The organism is Priestia endophytica (assembly GCF_026790145.1).
GTDB classification, from domain to species: Bacteria; Bacillota; Bacilli; order Bacillales; family Bacillaceae_H; genus Bacillus_I; species Bacillus_I endophytica_A.
Window position 1 is genome coordinate 42,701 of the sequence record NZ_JALAMS010000011.1, and the last position, 14,534, is coordinate 57,234.

Consider the following 14,534-nt stretch of genomic DNA (forward strand, 5'->3'; position numbering starts at 1 on the left):
GATCCCAGAAACATGGGGAAATAAAAATATCAGGAGCAATGATATGAAAAAGTGGCGTGAAATTGATACAGCTTTACATCGCTTAGAAAAAACATACACATCGTCTTGGACATACCGGCAACGTGTTATCACACTTTTACAGCAAGAACTCTCTTTTCAAGCATATTGCCTGTCTGCAGTAGACCCTCACACATTACTTTCTATAGGAGCTGTTACAGAGCATAACATTGAAAGTATTCATCATCAGATTTTTAAAAATGAATATTTACAACAAGACGTAAATCACTATGCAAGACTTTTTTATGAAGAAATACGAGTAGCCGTGCTAAGTGAACAAAAAGAAGAACAACTTAAGAAAAGTTACAGATACACATCTATCTTAAAACCCGCCGGATTCAAGGACGAACTTCGTGCTGTTTTGGTATATAAAAATCAATGTTTTGGGTATTTAACGTTATTCAAAACAGAAGAACACTTTCAAAGTGAAGAAAAAGAGCTTATTGAAAACCTTTCTTCCTCGATTGGTCGTGGACTTCAGACCTTTTATCATTTATTTTTAGAACCCGTTCCTTTACAACCTAAAATGCTGTTATTTTCTCCTGATCTTAAACTGATATCTTATACAAAAACAGGGATAAAGATGTTAGATACCCTAAGAGCTTCTGAATCGTTAGAAGGAGACAAATTGCCAAAGTCAATTCAAGCTCTCTGCTACCGGACACTAGGAAGTGAGGAAGGGTCAGCACATACGTTACTTGCTCTTCAAAAGTACGGATTTCTAACGCTTTCCTCTTTACTCTTAATAAAAGATAAAGAGGATTTCAACATAGCCATAAATATTGCTCAGGCCTCTTCAACAGATATTCTAACCATTTAATAAAAAGTATTATAATTTATCAAAACGTGAAAGTAATATCCTAGATTATTTAATTAAAGGTTCTTCAACTAAAGAAATAGCAAATGATCTCTTTCTTTCTCCTTATACAGTGCAAGATCATTTAAAATCTATCTTTCTTAAAACAGGTGTATTCACACGAAGAGAGCTTGTTTTTAAGCTGTTTACCCGCTATACCATTCCCTAATTTTTTTCTTTTGCACAATGATTCACAAATTGTTCATAACTTTATTGAAAACGCTTACCTTTTTTGTATATAATAAAAGTAAGGAAATTCTATAAAACATTAAAAATTTTAATATAAATAACAAAGGAGAATGTCATGATTTTAAAAGCGCTACGAAAAAACCGGTTGCTTACAATTAACTATTATGAAGATGGGCTTCTGCAAACTTGTCAAGGGCGCGTTCATAATCTTAACCTCTTAGATCAAACTTTATTTCTGAAAGATGAAAAGCAAAATATTTTTTCGATTCGTTTATCAGGCATTCAAGATATACAATAAAAGGAGCTAACTTTAGTTAGCTCCTTTTGCTATTTATCCTGCCCAAACATCTTTTGCGAAGCGGCCTTGTTCTTCTAAATCGAGAAGAAAACGCTCTGCTTCTTCTTCACTTTTATGTTCTATGTCTTGATATGCCTTTTTCAACGTACTTTCTACAGCAGGAGCCATACTTTTGCCGTCTCCGCAAATGTAAAGAGCTCCTTCTTTTTCAACAAGAATAGAAATCACTTCTGCTGCATCCTGTTCTATTAAGTGTTGAACGTACGTTTTGTCACAGCTTTCCATTCTTGAAAATGCCGTATGCAGTGTTACAATACCGTCACTTTCTGCTTTTTCAAGTTCATCTTTGTAAATAAAATCATGGGCTTCATTTCGGCAACCAAAATAAAGATGGGCTTCTCCGAGTGTTTTTCCTTTCTCTTTTAACACAGATCTGGCTTGTAAAAAGCCTCTGAACGGAGCAACGCCTGTTCCTGGTCCAACCATAATAAGCGGTGTACTTTCGTCAGCTGGAAGCTCAAAACGAGACTGAGGTGTATTAATAAACATCATCACTTTTTCACCAGCTTGACATTGAGCAAGGTAAGATGAAGCAACACCATGATACATTCCATCTCCACTCCATGCTTTTTCTTCTACTACACTTACTGTAATACTTGCTTTTTGATTGCTCTTAAGCGGTGAACTTGAAATAGAATAATAGCGCGGTTTTAACGGTGGGCAAAGTGTTAAAAAGCGCTCAAATGACAATTCACATGCCTCATATTTTTCAAGAAGAGACAGCATTGTTAATCGTTTGTTCGTCACGTTTTCACTATAGTGATCTCCTAGGAGGGCTTCAAGTTCATATTTATGTGGCGGACAAACGGTTGCTTCCGCTAACTCCTGTAGTGCTTTTCTTGAAACAGGTTCTTGCAATTCAACATTAAAAGTTAAAACATCTCGCACTCGTACAGGTTTGTTCAACGGTAAGTGTTGAAGTCCATATTCATCGCCTTCTAACATAATGCTCTCACTGCCGTCTAATCCGTAACGCTTCAATACTCGATTAACAAGCTCAGCACTATTTTGCGGAAGAATACCGAGGTGATCTCCTTCCTTATAAGAAACACCATTTGGTAAAGAGATTTCAATATGACGTGTACTTCTACCACTTTCTTCTCGCTGAAGCTCCTTATTTAACAGAACTTCTGCTTCTTGTGCTTTATACGTTTTGACAAGTGGATGCTGAACGTTTTCTTTTACAAATGTCACGTTTAATCCTTTTTTCTCTGCTACTTCTTTCGTTTCTTCGACGTTAAATGTTTCTTTCACTTTTTTCGTCAATTGATTTTTCCACTCATCAAGATGAAGCTCAAAGTCGCCGCTTGCATCTCCTTCTCCTCTATCTACAATCCGTTCTGCACCAAGCTCAGTCATTTTTTCATCAATAACTCTCGGTATGCGTTGATACGTACTTGCCCAGTTTCTGTCCCCACATCCAAACACAGCATAGTGAACACCTGATAAATCATTTTTTGACGTTTCTAACCAGTTCACAAACTCCGTTGCATTATCTGGAGCTTTTCCATTATAGGAAGCTGAAACAATTAAGACAACGCCTGATGTTGGCAGCTTGCCACTATAGCTGTTCAAAGCAGCAATAGTTGTGGAGAAACCGTATCTCTCGCCAAGTTCAGCAAGTTCATTTGCAATTCCTTCAGCAGTGCCTAAATTTGATCCATGAAGAACAAGAAGCGGTGTGTTATGCTCTTCAATGATAACGTCTTGTTCTACTTTTTCAGCTGCTTTGTTTTCGCTTGTATGATCGTTTAGAGCTGCATATTCGCGCTCTCGAGGACTTACTTGAATTGTAAAATTATCAGGTTTTAATGTTAAAGTTTCTTTTACTTTTAGTTCGTAGTTTCTGTGATCTACAATATTAAATCTTTGCAGGATCATTCCTAGTACAAGCGTTGCTTCATGTAGTGCAAACTGTTGACCAATACATGCGCGCTGACCGTTTCCAAACGGTTTGTACGCATGCATTGGAATTTTCTCTTCATCTTGGAACCGTTCTGGTCGGAATTCTTCCACATTTTCTCCCCACACTCTTTTGTCTCGGTGAAGATTTCCTAAAAGAACGCTTACGCTTTGGTTCTTTTCTATTGGATATTTTCCTCCTAGCATAATATCCTCTTTCGCATAAAGAGAAAAAGCTGGAGCAGTTGGCCAAAGTCGTAGGGCTTCGTTTAAAATCATTCGAATATATTTTAGCTTTCTTACATCTTCATAAGTAGGCATTCCTGTTAATACTTCATCAACTTCCTTGTATGCTTTCTTGAGCACGCGCGGATTTTTCAAGAGATAGTAAATCGCAAATGATAAAAGACCGCTCGTTGTTTCATGACCCGCAATTAAAAACGTAATCATTTGGTAGCGAATATTTTCATCATCTAGTTTCTCTCCTGTTTCAGGATCTTTTCCATTTAGCATATGGGCAAGAAGATCGTCTCCATCTACCTCTCCTTGTTTTTTACGCTCTTTAATAATCTCATCAGCTAGTTCAAACATGAACATTTTGTCCTCTTGAAATTGACGTTTTTTACGCACCATCAGCTTATCTTGAATAGGTAAACGATTCATTTTATTCATTGATTCATCCAATGCTCTCACCATACTATCTACAAATGGATGAGCTCCTTCTCGGTAGAAGCTATTGAAACGATAACCAAAGCCGCAAAGACCGATGGTATCTAGTGTTAAACGAGTCATATCTTCTGGTACATCAATTTCTTCTTCTTTATTTAGACGTTCCCATTTTTCAACAAGCTGTGTTGCAATATCAAGCATCATATGATGATAACCTTTCATTGCGCGTTGACTAAAGCTTGGTAATAAAATATTATGGGCTTTTTTCCAATTCGGCTCTTCTGTATAACTTGTAAAAAGTCCGTCACCTGCAAACTCTCTAGCGCTTGTAAGAGACACTCCTAGCTGCTTTTGAAACTTCTCTTCATCACATACTTCAGCAACTAAATCATGTCCTGAGACAAATGTTCCTAAAGCGTGTGGAAATTGAAATTGAAAAATAGGGCCTAGTTCCTGACCAATTTTCATAAATGTTTGCATTGGCTTATCTTTATCCATAAGCGGTAAGCTGCCTAACGGTCCATAAGTTTTAGGTTGTGGAATAGTACGTTCTTTTTCCATGAGAAAAGCCTCCTCTTTTTTTGTGCAATTGTTTCATAAGATAGACTGACGAAAAATATAGGTATCTATCATTCTATTTTCATAAATTAATGTAACGGAATGAATGTTCATTCTTTTCTCCTTAATAAGAAAGCGGTAGAATTTCTACACTCTCACCGCATCCCAACAACACGCTTCTAAACTATTCATAAGCTGATCACTTTCTGAAAGAATCTTTTTACGCAAAAGTTTTGCTATCTCAACATATGCACCGTACACAATCGCAAACAGCGCTTCTGTTGGTACAGAGCGAATAACATTTACTTTCTTTCCTTCCTCTAAAAATTGATAGAAAAAATCCATCATTTCTTGGAAAATGTCAATACTTTTTGAATCTAGATAGGGCGCATTGCTTTGGCTTTCTAAAAATGAAAAAGCATAAACATGATCTCGGGCAAAACCAACTACTTTAAAAAACAAGTGTCGAAACTGTTCTCTAATACCGGAATCACTCGGATAGTTCTCTTGTAAATGGTGTGAAAAGCTTTCTACGCACCGCTGAAAAACAGCATTAACAAGAGCTTCTTTATGCTCAAAATAACGATAAATGGTCCCTGCTCCTACTTCAGCATTTAAAGCGATTGTTGGAACTGTTGTAGCGTTAAAACCTCGCTCTGCAAAAAGCTCGAGTGCAGCATCCATAATCTTATCGCGCTTATTTTGCATGATGTCCATCCTCTCAACAAGCATCTCTTAAGTAAGAATGAATATTCATTCTATTTTCATTTTACCTTCTTTCTCGTTCAGCAGTCAAACTTTTCACACTTTCTGAAAATCGTGTAGAAAAGAACTTCATCTCTTATCACTGTTCCCGTTTTACACAAAAATACTCTCTTTTTTCACTCTATAGATTTAGCATCCAAAATCCCTTCTTCTCCATTACATACAAAATAAACGGTCTCTATTTACAGATTAAAAAACCGGCATGTAAGTTCATACCGGTTTTTTCGTTTCTTATAGTTCTTCTCCATTGCTTGCGATGACTTGCTTATACCAATAAAACGAATCTTTTCTCTTTCTTTCTAATGTACCATTTCCATCATCATCTTTATCAACGTAAACGTATCCATATCGTTTAGACATTTCGCTCGTTGACATCGAAACTAAATCAATTGGTCCCCAAGATGTGTAACCAAGCAGTTCAACTCCATCTCCTATCGCTTCTTTCATTTGCTCAATGTGCTTGCGTAAATAATCAATACGGTACGTGTCATGAATTGATCCGTCTTCTTCTACTTTGTCATATGCACCTAAGCCATTTTCAACAATAAAGATTGGAAGTCTATAGCGGTCATACATATCATTCAACACGATTCGCAAACCAACAGGATCAATTTGCCAACCCCAATCAGATGCTTCTAAATAAGGGTTTTTAAGAGAATTCATCAAGTTTCCATCTGTACGCTCTCCTTCAGGAGCAGAGGATGACAGCATAGACATATAGTAACTAATTGTAATATAGTCAACAGGATACTGTTTAATAATTTCATCGTCTCCTGTTTCTTTGATAATTTTAATATCATTTTCAATGAAGAAACGCTCCATATATTTTGGATATTCACCTCTTGCATGAACATCTGTAAAGAACAAATTATCTTGATTGTCTTTTTGAGCTTTTAAGACATCTTCAGGGTTTGGTGTATTTGCATAGTGACTCATTCTTGCTAACATGCAACCCATTTTTCCTTCTGGATTGATTTCATGCAATCTTTTCGTCGCAAGAGCACTTGCTACAAACTGATGGTGAAGAGCTTGGTATTTCGTTTGTACCGGATTTTCCTCACGGTCTGACACAATCCCTCCTCCTGTAAATGGACTTAATGTAATCACGTTAATTTCATTAAACGAAATCCAAAACTTTACTTTGTCTTTGTAGCGAGTAAAGACCGTCTCCGCGTAGCGTACAAAATGATCAATCACTTCACGTCCTGCCCATCCGTTATATTTCTCTGTTAGTCCGTTTGGTGTCTCATAATGAGATAACGTTACAATTGGCTCAATGTTATATTTTGCGAGTTCATCAAACACGCGATCATAAAAAGCTAGACCAGCTTCGTTTGGCACTTCATCATAGCCGTTTGGAAAAATTCTTGACCAATGAATAGAAAGTCGAAAAGCTGTAAAACCCATTTCAGCAAGAAGAGCGATATCTTCTTTATAGCGATGATAGAAGTCTACTCCTTCACGTTTTGGAAAACGTCCTGTACTCTCACCGCTAAGTGTTTTACGAATTTGTTCTGAGGTGATTTCCATTGCATTATCTTTTGTGCGCTCTTCTTTTGGAATATATTCTACAAAGTCTGCAGCTGATAATCCCTTTCCATCTTCGTTAAATGCTCCTTCGATTTGGTTAGCAGCAGTTGCTCCACCCCAGTAAAAGTTTTTTGGAAATGTTGGTTTAAATGTAGCCATTTTTCATCTTCCTCTCAGTTTATTATTTTATAACGGTAAACACAGGCTCTTTACTATTCACAGGCTTAAATGTTGATGTCACAACATCTAAATATTGATCTGTATTTGTTACAATAACAGGCGTTGTTGTTCGGTATCCTTCTTTTTGAATACCTTCAATGTCAAATGTGACGAGCTTAGTTCCCTTTTTCACTTTCTCTCCTTGAGAAACGTATGCTGAGAAATGTTTGCCATCAAGCTGTACTGTGTCAAGTCCAACGTGGATCAGCAGTTCGATTCCATCCTCACTTTTTAAGCCAATTGCATGCTTTGTTGGAAATAAAATAGATACTTCTCCATCAAACGGCGCATATACAACCCCTTCTGTTGGTTCAACAGCTACACCTTTTCCCATTGCACCGCTTGAAAAAACAGGGTCTTCCACATTTTCTAATGGAATCATTTCTCCAACTAATGGAGAAGAAAGTTCAGTTTTTTGACTGTTTTTCATATTAGTCACAGCAGGTTCTGCAGTTGCTGCTACCTCTGCTTTTCCTTCTTCTTTTTCCACTTCTTTCTTTTTGCCTTCAGCTCCAATAATAAAGGTTAAAATCGTTGCGGCTGCAAATGAAATACTAATTCCAATCACATATCCTACCATTGGAGAATAAGCAGGAATTGTGAACATGCTGTTAAATACAAACGTAAACACTCTTACATCGAACACCGCAATAAAGGCTCCTCCAAGTCCGCCTGATGCAAGTAAGATTGGAATAAGCTTTTTATAGCGTAGAATAATTCCATAAAGAATTGGCTCTGTTACCCCTGCAAATAATCCTGATAAAAGGGCAGCTAATGAAAGGGACTGCAAGTTTTTGTTTTTGCGAGCGCGAAGGTAAACACCAAGCGCAATTCCCATTTGAGCAAATGTTGCGGCTGCTGTAATTGGGTTAATCATATCTCCACCGCGTGAAAAGTTCGCAATCGAAATTGGCGTAATTCCCCAGTGAACTCCTAAAATAACGAGGATCGGCCAAACAGCAGCAATTAAAATTCCTGTAAGAATTGCTGATTTATCTAGCATAAAGACAATTCCTGCTGCAATGCCGGCACTTACATATTCAGCAAAAGGACCAAATGCAAGCGCCGTCAAAGGAACCATAATAAGCAAGCTGATCATTGGTACAAAGAATAGTTGAATTGTATCTGGCGTGTATTTCTTTAATACTTTCTCAAGCAGTGCATAAATCGCAATCGCAATCAGCATCGGGAAAACCGTTGAAGAGTAATCAATTGCAAGAAGTGGAATATTTAAAAAGTTTATATTTCCACTCTGTTCAATAAGAGCCGTAAAATTGGGTTCCAAAAGTCCTGCTGCAATGGCTCCCCCTACAAATGGATTTGCATTTAATTTCCGTGCTGCTGTAATACCAACAAAGACTGGGAGAAAGTAAAACACTCCTCCAGATGCGGCATTTAAAACGGCATATGTTGTACTTTTAGCATCCAACACGTTTAAAAGAGTTAACACGGCAAGGAGGGCTTTGATCATCCCTGCTCCTGCTAAAGCGGGAATAAGCGGCGAGAACGTTCCTGAAATATATTCAAAGACGCGAGAGACAACGCTAACCTTTTCTCCGCCGCCTTCTGCTCCTTCATCTCCACCTTTAATCGCATGGTTTTTCATAATCTCGCTGTATACTTTTCCAACGCGGTTTCCAACCACAACTTGAAACTGCCCGCCCTTTTCAACAACTGTAATCACCTCTGGGTGATTCGTTAGAGCATCTTTATTTGCTTCGCTATGCTTTCGAAGCTTGAAACGAAGGCGTGTTGCACAATGGACAAGGGATATGATGTTTCCTTTTCCACCAACTAGTTCTACAATTTCATTACCAAGCTGCTTGTTATCCATATCTCTTTCCTCCTTTTTAACGTAAAAAACCTGAAGGGAACACAAAAAGATCGTAGTCTTTTCTCTGTTCTCTTCAGGTTTTGCCTGCTAACCAGTAACAATCCTAAATGAGTGTCGTTATTTATTTTTTTCTCGATTAGAAACTCTATGAATGTGAATAATAAAGTATGATAACTCGTCTTTCGTCATTTTAACATTGTACTCTTTTTGTAAATATTTCTGTACTTTTTTTGTACATTCATCTGCTGCAGGATACTGATTTTTCACTTGTTCATAGAGAGAATTTTCTTCTTCATCATGCTCAAGCTCCCCGCGTAGCATTCGGTAAGCAAAATAGCGTAAGTGTGTAATAAAACGATTGTAATTAATAGACTCTTCATCAAAGGAAATACCATAGTGGTAGTTCACAATATTTACAACACTATTGACGATATTTGTCATTTCCATTGTCTCTTCCATGCCTGATGAATCTTGACGGGCATTGAAAAGGTGAAGAGCAATTGATGCGCTCTCATCTTCTGGTAAACGGATGCCTGTACGCTCTTCAATCAAATTTAAAGCAAGAAGAGCAACAGCGTGTTCATCTTTATAAAATTTCTTAACTTCCCATAAAAGCGGGTTCTTAATGATAAGTCCTTCTTTAAAGCGGGTTAGTGCGAAATGAATATGATCTGTTAATGAAAGGTATACCGTCTCATTAAGCTGACATGATAGCTTTTTTTGAGCTAATTCAATAATGTCATTTGATACTTCTAAATGAAGAAACGGAATATCTTTGAGAAGTTCAGATAATTTGTTAGCAGTAGATTCTGAGTGAATAACGAATGTTTTTTCAATCTTCTCTTCCTCAACTTCGTCTCCTGCTTTCTTTTGAAAAGCGAGTCCTCTTCCCATTACAACTATTTCTTGATTATGTTCACTTTCTGAAAGAATAACGTTATTGTTGAAAATTTTCTTTATGCGCATAATGATTCACCTTGTCACTGAGATTTTGTTCGCTAACAAAAAAACCCGAACTCATGACAGCATTATAGAAGCCTATAACACTCTAATGAATTCAGGTTTTGCCTGCCGAACAGTAACAATCCTTGTCTATGAACTTAGTATACAACATAATGATTGCGCTTGCAAACACTTTTTTAGTACTATTTTCACTAAAAACGTATAGAGTTGAAATTTCTTTTCTTATTTGCTGTTATACTAAGAAAGACTATTGGCTTAGAAAGGATGAAAACATATGCAAGAGCTACTTTCTTTTCTTCTTCATGAGGAAGAAAACCTACACTATCAATCTATCGAGAACATTACCATTATATCTGGAAATGTCGTTGCATGTGATCCTAATTTTTTTGAGGAAAGTACCCCTTTCCAAAAAAATATTCAACCTGGCTCATATCCTGTTTCTTTACTATTAGATAAAGAAAACTCTGTCGCCGGAGCTCTTATTACGTTTTCAAATCAAAAGCCAGTTCGCTTTGAAATGGCAACAAAACCTGGTCAACATATTAAAAATCTTGAGAAAAATATGATTTTTGGTCATCCTGTTGATACAGGTTTAAGCTGTTTTGCTGATGGAAGTGCTGTACTAAAGATGGAAGAGCTCGAAAGGAAGAAAATCAACGAGCTTGGAGATGACTTTATTAGCTTCTATGATGACGTTCTAGAAGAAAAACTTGAAGAACACGATGATATGTGGGGAAATTTAATCCTTGATGAAGAACATAATCTTAATACCCTAATCTTCTCTTCTGGATATGGAGATGGATTTTATGCCTCCTATTGGGGGATTGATGAAAAAGGAAATGTTGTTTCTCTTGTGACAGATTTTAATATTTTGTAAGAGAATCCTGCCTACAAGGCAGGACTTTTTTACACGTCAACTTCCATTTCCAACAGAGCATAGCTAAGGCTCTTTCCGTGTGTATCAATGCTTAATGATGTTGTCACACCTCCACGCATAGCGTTATAACACACAAATTGTAAAGCCGAAATATTAGGAAGTTCATATCTGATAACCTCCCTTTCTACAATTCCTTCTAAATGTTTTCTCACTTTTTCTGCTGTTATCTTTTCACAAAGCAAACGATAATCTTGTTCATTATAAGGGATAAGGGAAAGCATAAGCGTGTTCCCTTTGTCACCTGCTCGACTATGAGCGATATCATATAGTTTTTTCATGTGTTATATGCTCCTCTACTGTTATACTTAGCTTTACTTTATCTCGAGGTATAAAGGATGACACAATCCCAATAACATCATAAGCATATTTTCTAGCTCCTCCACCGCCAGCAGGTCCGTTCGTATAGAGAGCTTCAACTTCTTCTCCTATTAACCTTGCCCTCTCTAGCGTATCTGTCCTTCCTGCAACTCGCATCCTCACTTCATATGGTTGATTTCTATGATTAAATGATGAATAGTGCAGCGAAGAACAGCCGATATAATCGATTTGAAGATCTGGAAAAAAATCATTTAGACGTCTTCCTATAACTTCTCCTGCAAGTTCCGCTCGTTTAAGTGCATGCTCTCCGCCATAGGAAATTTCCCCTTCCCCAATGAAACCAGCATGATAGCCAACACTTACTTTTAAATGTTCAGGCTTCTCGCTTCCACTACCTCCGTAAACGAGAACAGCATCTTTTTCCACTTGTTCTAAATGGACAGAAGTAAAATCAGCGCGTACATCAGGAGTTATATATTCATAAGGATTTAGTACTTCATAGAGAAGCTGTTCCTTCACTGTTGCTAAATTTATTTCCCCTCCTGTTCCCTCTAACTTTCTAATAACCGCCCTTCCGTCTTTTTCAATTTCTGCATACGGAAACCCTAATGTATCGAGGTCCTGTACAGGTTTTTTAACAGGATCTGCAAAATATCCTCCTGCAACTTGCCCTCCACACTCAAGCAAGTGACCAATAACTGTTCCTTGCCCAAGCTTATTGTAATCTGTCAATGACCAACCATAGTGATGCACAATAGGAGCTAAAAAAAGGGAAGGATCAGCAGCTCTACCTGTGACAATAATGTCCGCATCTGTCTCTAAAGCAGAGATAATCCCCTCTATACCAATGTACGCATTAGCAGATACAATTTTTTGATACGAGTACAACGGCTCATTTGTTTCTAAAGAAGGTGTTGTCAAATCAATGCTGTGAAAAACATCATCACCAGTTACAGCTGCTACTTTCACAGGAATATTAAGCTTTTTGGCAATCTCAACTACTTTTTTTGCAGCTTCAATGGGATTTGCAGCACCCATATTTGTAATAAGACGAACGTTATGTTTGTGAAGCGAAGGTAAAAGAAGCTCTATTCTTTTTTCTAAAAGAAGATCATACCCTTCTTTTTCATTTTTTTGCTTCCGCTTTTGAGCAAGAGCAATCGTGCGTTCTGCTAAACATTCTAAAACAAGATAGTCTAACTTCCCACTTTGTGCTAATAAAAGCGCAGGTTCTAACCGATCTCCTGAAAACCCCGCTCCAGATCCGATTCTTAACATATTTATCACCTCAAATAGAAATAGCTCCTGTTAAAAGAGCGAGAACAGTCATAACAAGCGTTGTACCAAAAGCCCATTTAAAAATAAATTTCTGATGATCAACTAGGCTTACTCCTGTTAGTCCAATAAGAATGAAGGTAGAGGCCGTTAGAGGACTAAGCGGAAATCCTGTTGTCATTTGTCCTAAAATAGCTGCTCTTCCAATTTCATGAGGGTTCACTCCAAAGTTTGCAGCAGTTTCACTCAAAATGGGTAAAACTCCGAAATAATACGCATCAGGAGTGAAAACTAAACTGAGTGGCATACTTGTTATAGCAACAAGAACAGGAAGATATCCCCCAAGTGAATCTGGAATAATAGAGACAAGTGATAAAGACATCTCTTCAATCATTTTAGTTCCTGTCAAAACTCCTGTGAAAATACCTGCAGCAAAAATCATTGTACAAACAACAATAATATTGCTTGCATGATTTGTAAGCCTTTCTTGCTGGTCTTTTGGATGCGGATAGTTAATAAACAAGGCAATAACAAAGGCCACAAGGAATAAAACAGGCATTGGAAGCAGTTCAACAATAAGGGAAACTAACAAAGCTAAAGTTAATAAAATATTGAACCAAAATAAATTAGGGCGTTTTGCACTTTCATCAACAGCTGCTGCTTGTTCTGACAGCATTTTATAGTCTTCATCGGTTTTTAAAACCCCAAGTCTTCTCTGTTCTTTTTTCCCTAATATATAAGCAACAAATAGGACCCAAACCATTCCTCCAAGCATTGCTGGAATAATAGGATTAAAGATATCTGAAGACTGGGCATCAAGTGTTGCCATTGCCCTTGCCGTTGGTCCTCCCCATGGTGTCATGTTCATAACTCCTGCAGCTAAGCCTACAACTCCTGATAGAATAAGAGGATTCATGTTCAATTTTTTATAAATAGGTAAAAGCGCTGAAATTGTAATCATGAATGTTGCTGCTCCGTCTCCGTCTAGATGGACAACTAGTGTCAGAAAAGCTGTTCCTACTACAATCTTTAAGGGATCACCTTTTACGACAGCCACTATTTTTACAATCATTGGATCAAACAGCCCTGCATCAAGCATTAAGCCAAAGTATAAAATAGCGAAAACAATCATAATTCCGGTTGGGGCGACTTGGATAAGTCCGTCTAACATCATATTTCCTAAGTCACGGCCAAACCCGCCAATTAAACCAAACAAAATTGGTACAAGTACTAAAGAAACTAAAACAGAAACCCGTTTTGTCATGAGGAGAAAAAGAAAAGTTCCGATTGTTAATAAACCTAACAACGCGATCATGTTTTTCCCCCTATCTTGTTTCGGCTAATAAGGTTCTATTTCCTTTCCATTTTGAATGCTTTCTACTTTGAGTCTATTTTGTGGTGTAGCGATTTTTTTGCTTCTTGGTGGCTCTTGGCCGTTCTCTACCCATTCAATAACAAGGTCAAAGCTCTGATGAACATAAGGAGCAAGCGGCTGTCTATCTTTTCCGATGTCATATTCACTACGTACAAGAGCATCAGAATGCGCACCTTTTTCAATCATATAAAGACGATAATCATCGCTTCCATTATTTTTAACAAGCTTTTCATACGGATAGGCATGAACATCAGGGAATAAAACAGCGTCCCATGTTCCAAAAACAGTAATAAGCGGGGCTTTGATTTCTCCTGTATTCTCAATTTCTTTCACCGTTTTTTTCACATAATCTGGTCTTTTATCAAAATGATAGCCGTTAAAAATATAGTCATTGGACCTGTTGCGCAGCCCAAAGTGATCATAGTTCGTATACTGCTGCCACGGTATTGTTTTTTTAGCTGTTGGATCCAGCTCATCTCGATATCTATTTAACGTATTGAACCATTTATGCTGATCTGAATAAAACCAGTAGTTTTCTGTTCCTTTAGGAAGACCTGCTTCATACATCTCTTCAATGGCTTTTTCTTTCTTCTTGCCTTTTCCGTAAAGAGCGGCTCCTGCATGTTGAACAATTTGCGTATAAGATGTAATCTAGTTTGGTTCATTTGCTCTCCATAGTACTCCCGCCATATCAACTCCACCATCAAAGAGAGGATTTTTTTCATTATC

Annotated in this window: 12 protein-coding genes and 1 pseudogene; 4 read left to right on the top strand and 9 right to left on the bottom strand. The window is 37.5% G+C overall.

Translation table 11 applies throughout. From position 1 onward, the window contains the following. Window positions 1-43: 43 nt before the first annotated feature. The 3 genes and pseudogenes from MOC86_RS08675 to MOC86_RS08680 all read left to right on the top strand — a co-directional run bounded on the left by MOC86_RS08675 (window position 44) and on the right by MOC86_RS08680 (window position 1,400). Window positions 44-877 carry a hypothetical protein gene (locus tag MOC86_RS08675; RefSeq protein WP_268583782.1) on the top strand — a complete coding sequence of 278 codons (834 nt, stop codon included), beginning with the start codon at window positions 44-46 and terminating at the stop codon, window positions 875-877. Between the two features lie 25 nt (window positions 878-902). Continuing rightward, window positions 903-1,082 (top strand): annotated as a pseudogene (locus MOC86_RS27465) (helix-turn-helix transcriptional regulator); the annotation flags it as partial. A gap of 135 nt (window positions 1,083-1,217) precedes the next feature. Then, entirely contained in the window at window positions 1,218-1,400 is a 183-nt protein-coding gene (locus MOC86_RS08680; RefSeq protein ID WP_019392192.1) for a YolD-like family protein, read from the top strand. A 33-nt stretch (window positions 1,401-1,433) separates the two neighbouring features. Here the strand turns inward: MOC86_RS08680 and MOC86_RS08685 are convergent, their stop codons facing one another. The 5 genes from MOC86_RS08685 to licT form a co-directional block, all read right to left on the bottom strand. Next, a complete protein-coding gene (locus MOC86_RS08685; protein ID WP_268583784.1) occupies window positions 1,434-4,592 on the bottom strand; it encodes a bifunctional cytochrome P450/NADPH--P450 reductase in 3,159 nt (1,052 codons plus the stop codon). A 144-nt stretch (window positions 4,593-4,736) separates the two neighbouring features. After that, window positions 4,737-5,297 (bottom strand): TetR/AcrR family transcriptional regulator, encoded by a 561-nt coding sequence (locus tag MOC86_RS08690; protein ID WP_019392190.1) that lies wholly within the window; start codon window positions 5,295-5,297, stop codon window positions 4,737-4,739. Between the two features lie 288 nt (window positions 5,298-5,585). Beyond that, window positions 5,586-7,043: a glycoside hydrolase family 1 protein gene (locus MOC86_RS08695; RefSeq protein WP_268583785.1), complete on the bottom strand. Its 1,458-nt coding sequence runs from the start codon at window positions 7,041-7,043 to the stop codon at window positions 5,586-5,588. A gap of 22 nt (window positions 7,044-7,065) precedes the next feature. Then, window positions 7,066-8,937, bottom strand: a complete 1,872-nt coding sequence (locus MOC86_RS08700; protein WP_268583787.1) for a beta-glucoside-specific PTS transporter subunit IIABC — start codon at window positions 8,935-8,937, stop codon at window positions 7,066-7,068. 117 nt (window positions 8,938-9,054) lie between these two features. Beyond that, window positions 9,055-9,903 carry a BglG family transcription antiterminator LicT gene (gene licT, locus MOC86_RS08705; RefSeq protein ID WP_251456470.1) on the bottom strand — a complete coding sequence of 283 codons (849 nt, stop codon included), beginning with the start codon at window positions 9,901-9,903 and terminating at the stop codon, window positions 9,055-9,057. Between the two features lie 271 nt (window positions 9,904-10,174). Here licT and MOC86_RS08710 point away from each other — a divergent pair, with 271 nt between their 5' ends. After that, window positions 10,175-10,777 (top strand): DUF4241 domain-containing protein, encoded by a 603-nt coding sequence (locus tag MOC86_RS08710; RefSeq protein WP_268583788.1) that lies wholly within the window; start codon window positions 10,175-10,177, stop codon window positions 10,775-10,777. Window positions 10,778-10,806: 29 nt separating this feature from the next. Here MOC86_RS08710 and MOC86_RS08715 read toward each other — a convergent pair whose 3' ends face one another. From MOC86_RS08715 to MOC86_RS08730, 4 genes are read right to left on the bottom strand one after another with little or no spacing between them, the layout of a single operon-like run. Then, on the bottom strand, window positions 10,807-11,115 hold the full coding sequence (locus MOC86_RS08715) for a hypothetical protein (RefSeq protein WP_268583789.1): 309 nt from the start codon (window positions 11,113-11,115) through the stop codon (window positions 10,807-10,809). Further along, window positions 11,099-12,433 (bottom strand): acyclic terpene utilization AtuA family protein, encoded by a 1,335-nt coding sequence (locus tag MOC86_RS08720; RefSeq protein ID WP_268583791.1) that lies wholly within the window; start codon window positions 12,431-12,433, stop codon window positions 11,099-11,101. Before MOC86_RS08720 ends, MOC86_RS08715 begins: the two co-directional genes overlap by 17 nt. Window positions 12,434-12,443: 10 nt before the next feature. Beyond that, entirely contained in the window at window positions 12,444-13,745 is a 1,302-nt protein-coding gene (locus MOC86_RS08725) for a CitMHS family transporter (protein WP_268583792.1), read from the bottom strand. A 24-nt stretch (window positions 13,746-13,769) separates the two neighbouring features. Continuing rightward, window positions 13,770-14,372 (bottom strand): alpha/beta hydrolase domain-containing protein, encoded by a 603-nt coding sequence (locus tag MOC86_RS08730; RefSeq protein ID WP_268583793.1) that lies wholly within the window; start codon window positions 14,370-14,372, stop codon window positions 13,770-13,772. Window positions 14,373-14,534 lie beyond the last annotated feature (162 nt).

What these genes read in the sequence shown, in the direction of transcription:
- MOC86_RS08675 (WP_268583782.1), top strand. Translation starts at nt 44, where the DNA reads ATGAAAAAGTGGCGTGAAATTGATACAGCTTTACATCGCTTAGAAAAA.
- MOC86_RS08680 (WP_019392192.1), top strand. Translation starts at nt 1,218, where the DNA reads ATGATTTTAAAAGCGCTACGAAAAAACCGGTTGCTTACAATTAACTAT.
- MOC86_RS08685 (WP_268583784.1), bottom strand. Translation starts at nt 4,592, where the DNA reads ATGGAAAAAGAACGTACTATTCCACAACCTAAAACTTATGGACCGTTA.
- MOC86_RS08690 (WP_019392190.1), bottom strand. Translation starts at nt 5,297, where the DNA reads ATGCAAAATAAGCGCGATAAGATTATGGATGCTGCACTCGAGCTTTTT.
- MOC86_RS08695 (WP_268583785.1), bottom strand. Translation starts at nt 7,043, where the DNA reads ATGGCTACATTTAAACCAACATTTCCAAAAAACTTTTACTGGGGTGGA.
- MOC86_RS08700 (WP_268583787.1), bottom strand. Translation starts at nt 8,937, where the DNA reads ATGGATAACAAGCAGCTTGGTAATGAAATTGTAGAACTAGTTGGTGGA.
- licT (WP_251456470.1), bottom strand. Translation starts at nt 9,903, where the DNA reads ATGCGCATAAAGAAAATTTTCAACAATAACGTTATTCTTTCAGAAAGT.
- MOC86_RS08710 (WP_268583788.1), top strand. Translation starts at nt 10,175, where the DNA reads ATGCAAGAGCTACTTTCTTTTCTTCTTCATGAGGAAGAAAACCTACAC.
- MOC86_RS08715 (WP_268583789.1), bottom strand. Translation starts at nt 11,115, where the DNA reads ATGAAAAAACTATATGATATCGCTCATAGTCGAGCAGGTGACAAAGGG.
- MOC86_RS08720 (WP_268583791.1), bottom strand. Translation starts at nt 12,433, where the DNA reads ATGTTAAGAATCGGATCTGGAGCGGGGTTTTCAGGAGATCGGTTAGAA.
- MOC86_RS08725 (WP_268583792.1), bottom strand. Translation starts at nt 13,745, where the DNA reads ATGATCGCGTTGTTAGGTTTATTAACAATCGGAACTTTTCTTTTTCTC.
- MOC86_RS08730 (WP_268583793.1), bottom strand. Translation starts at nt 14,372, where the DNA reads ATGTATGAAGCAGGTCTTCCTAAAGGAACAGAAAACTACTGGTTTTAT.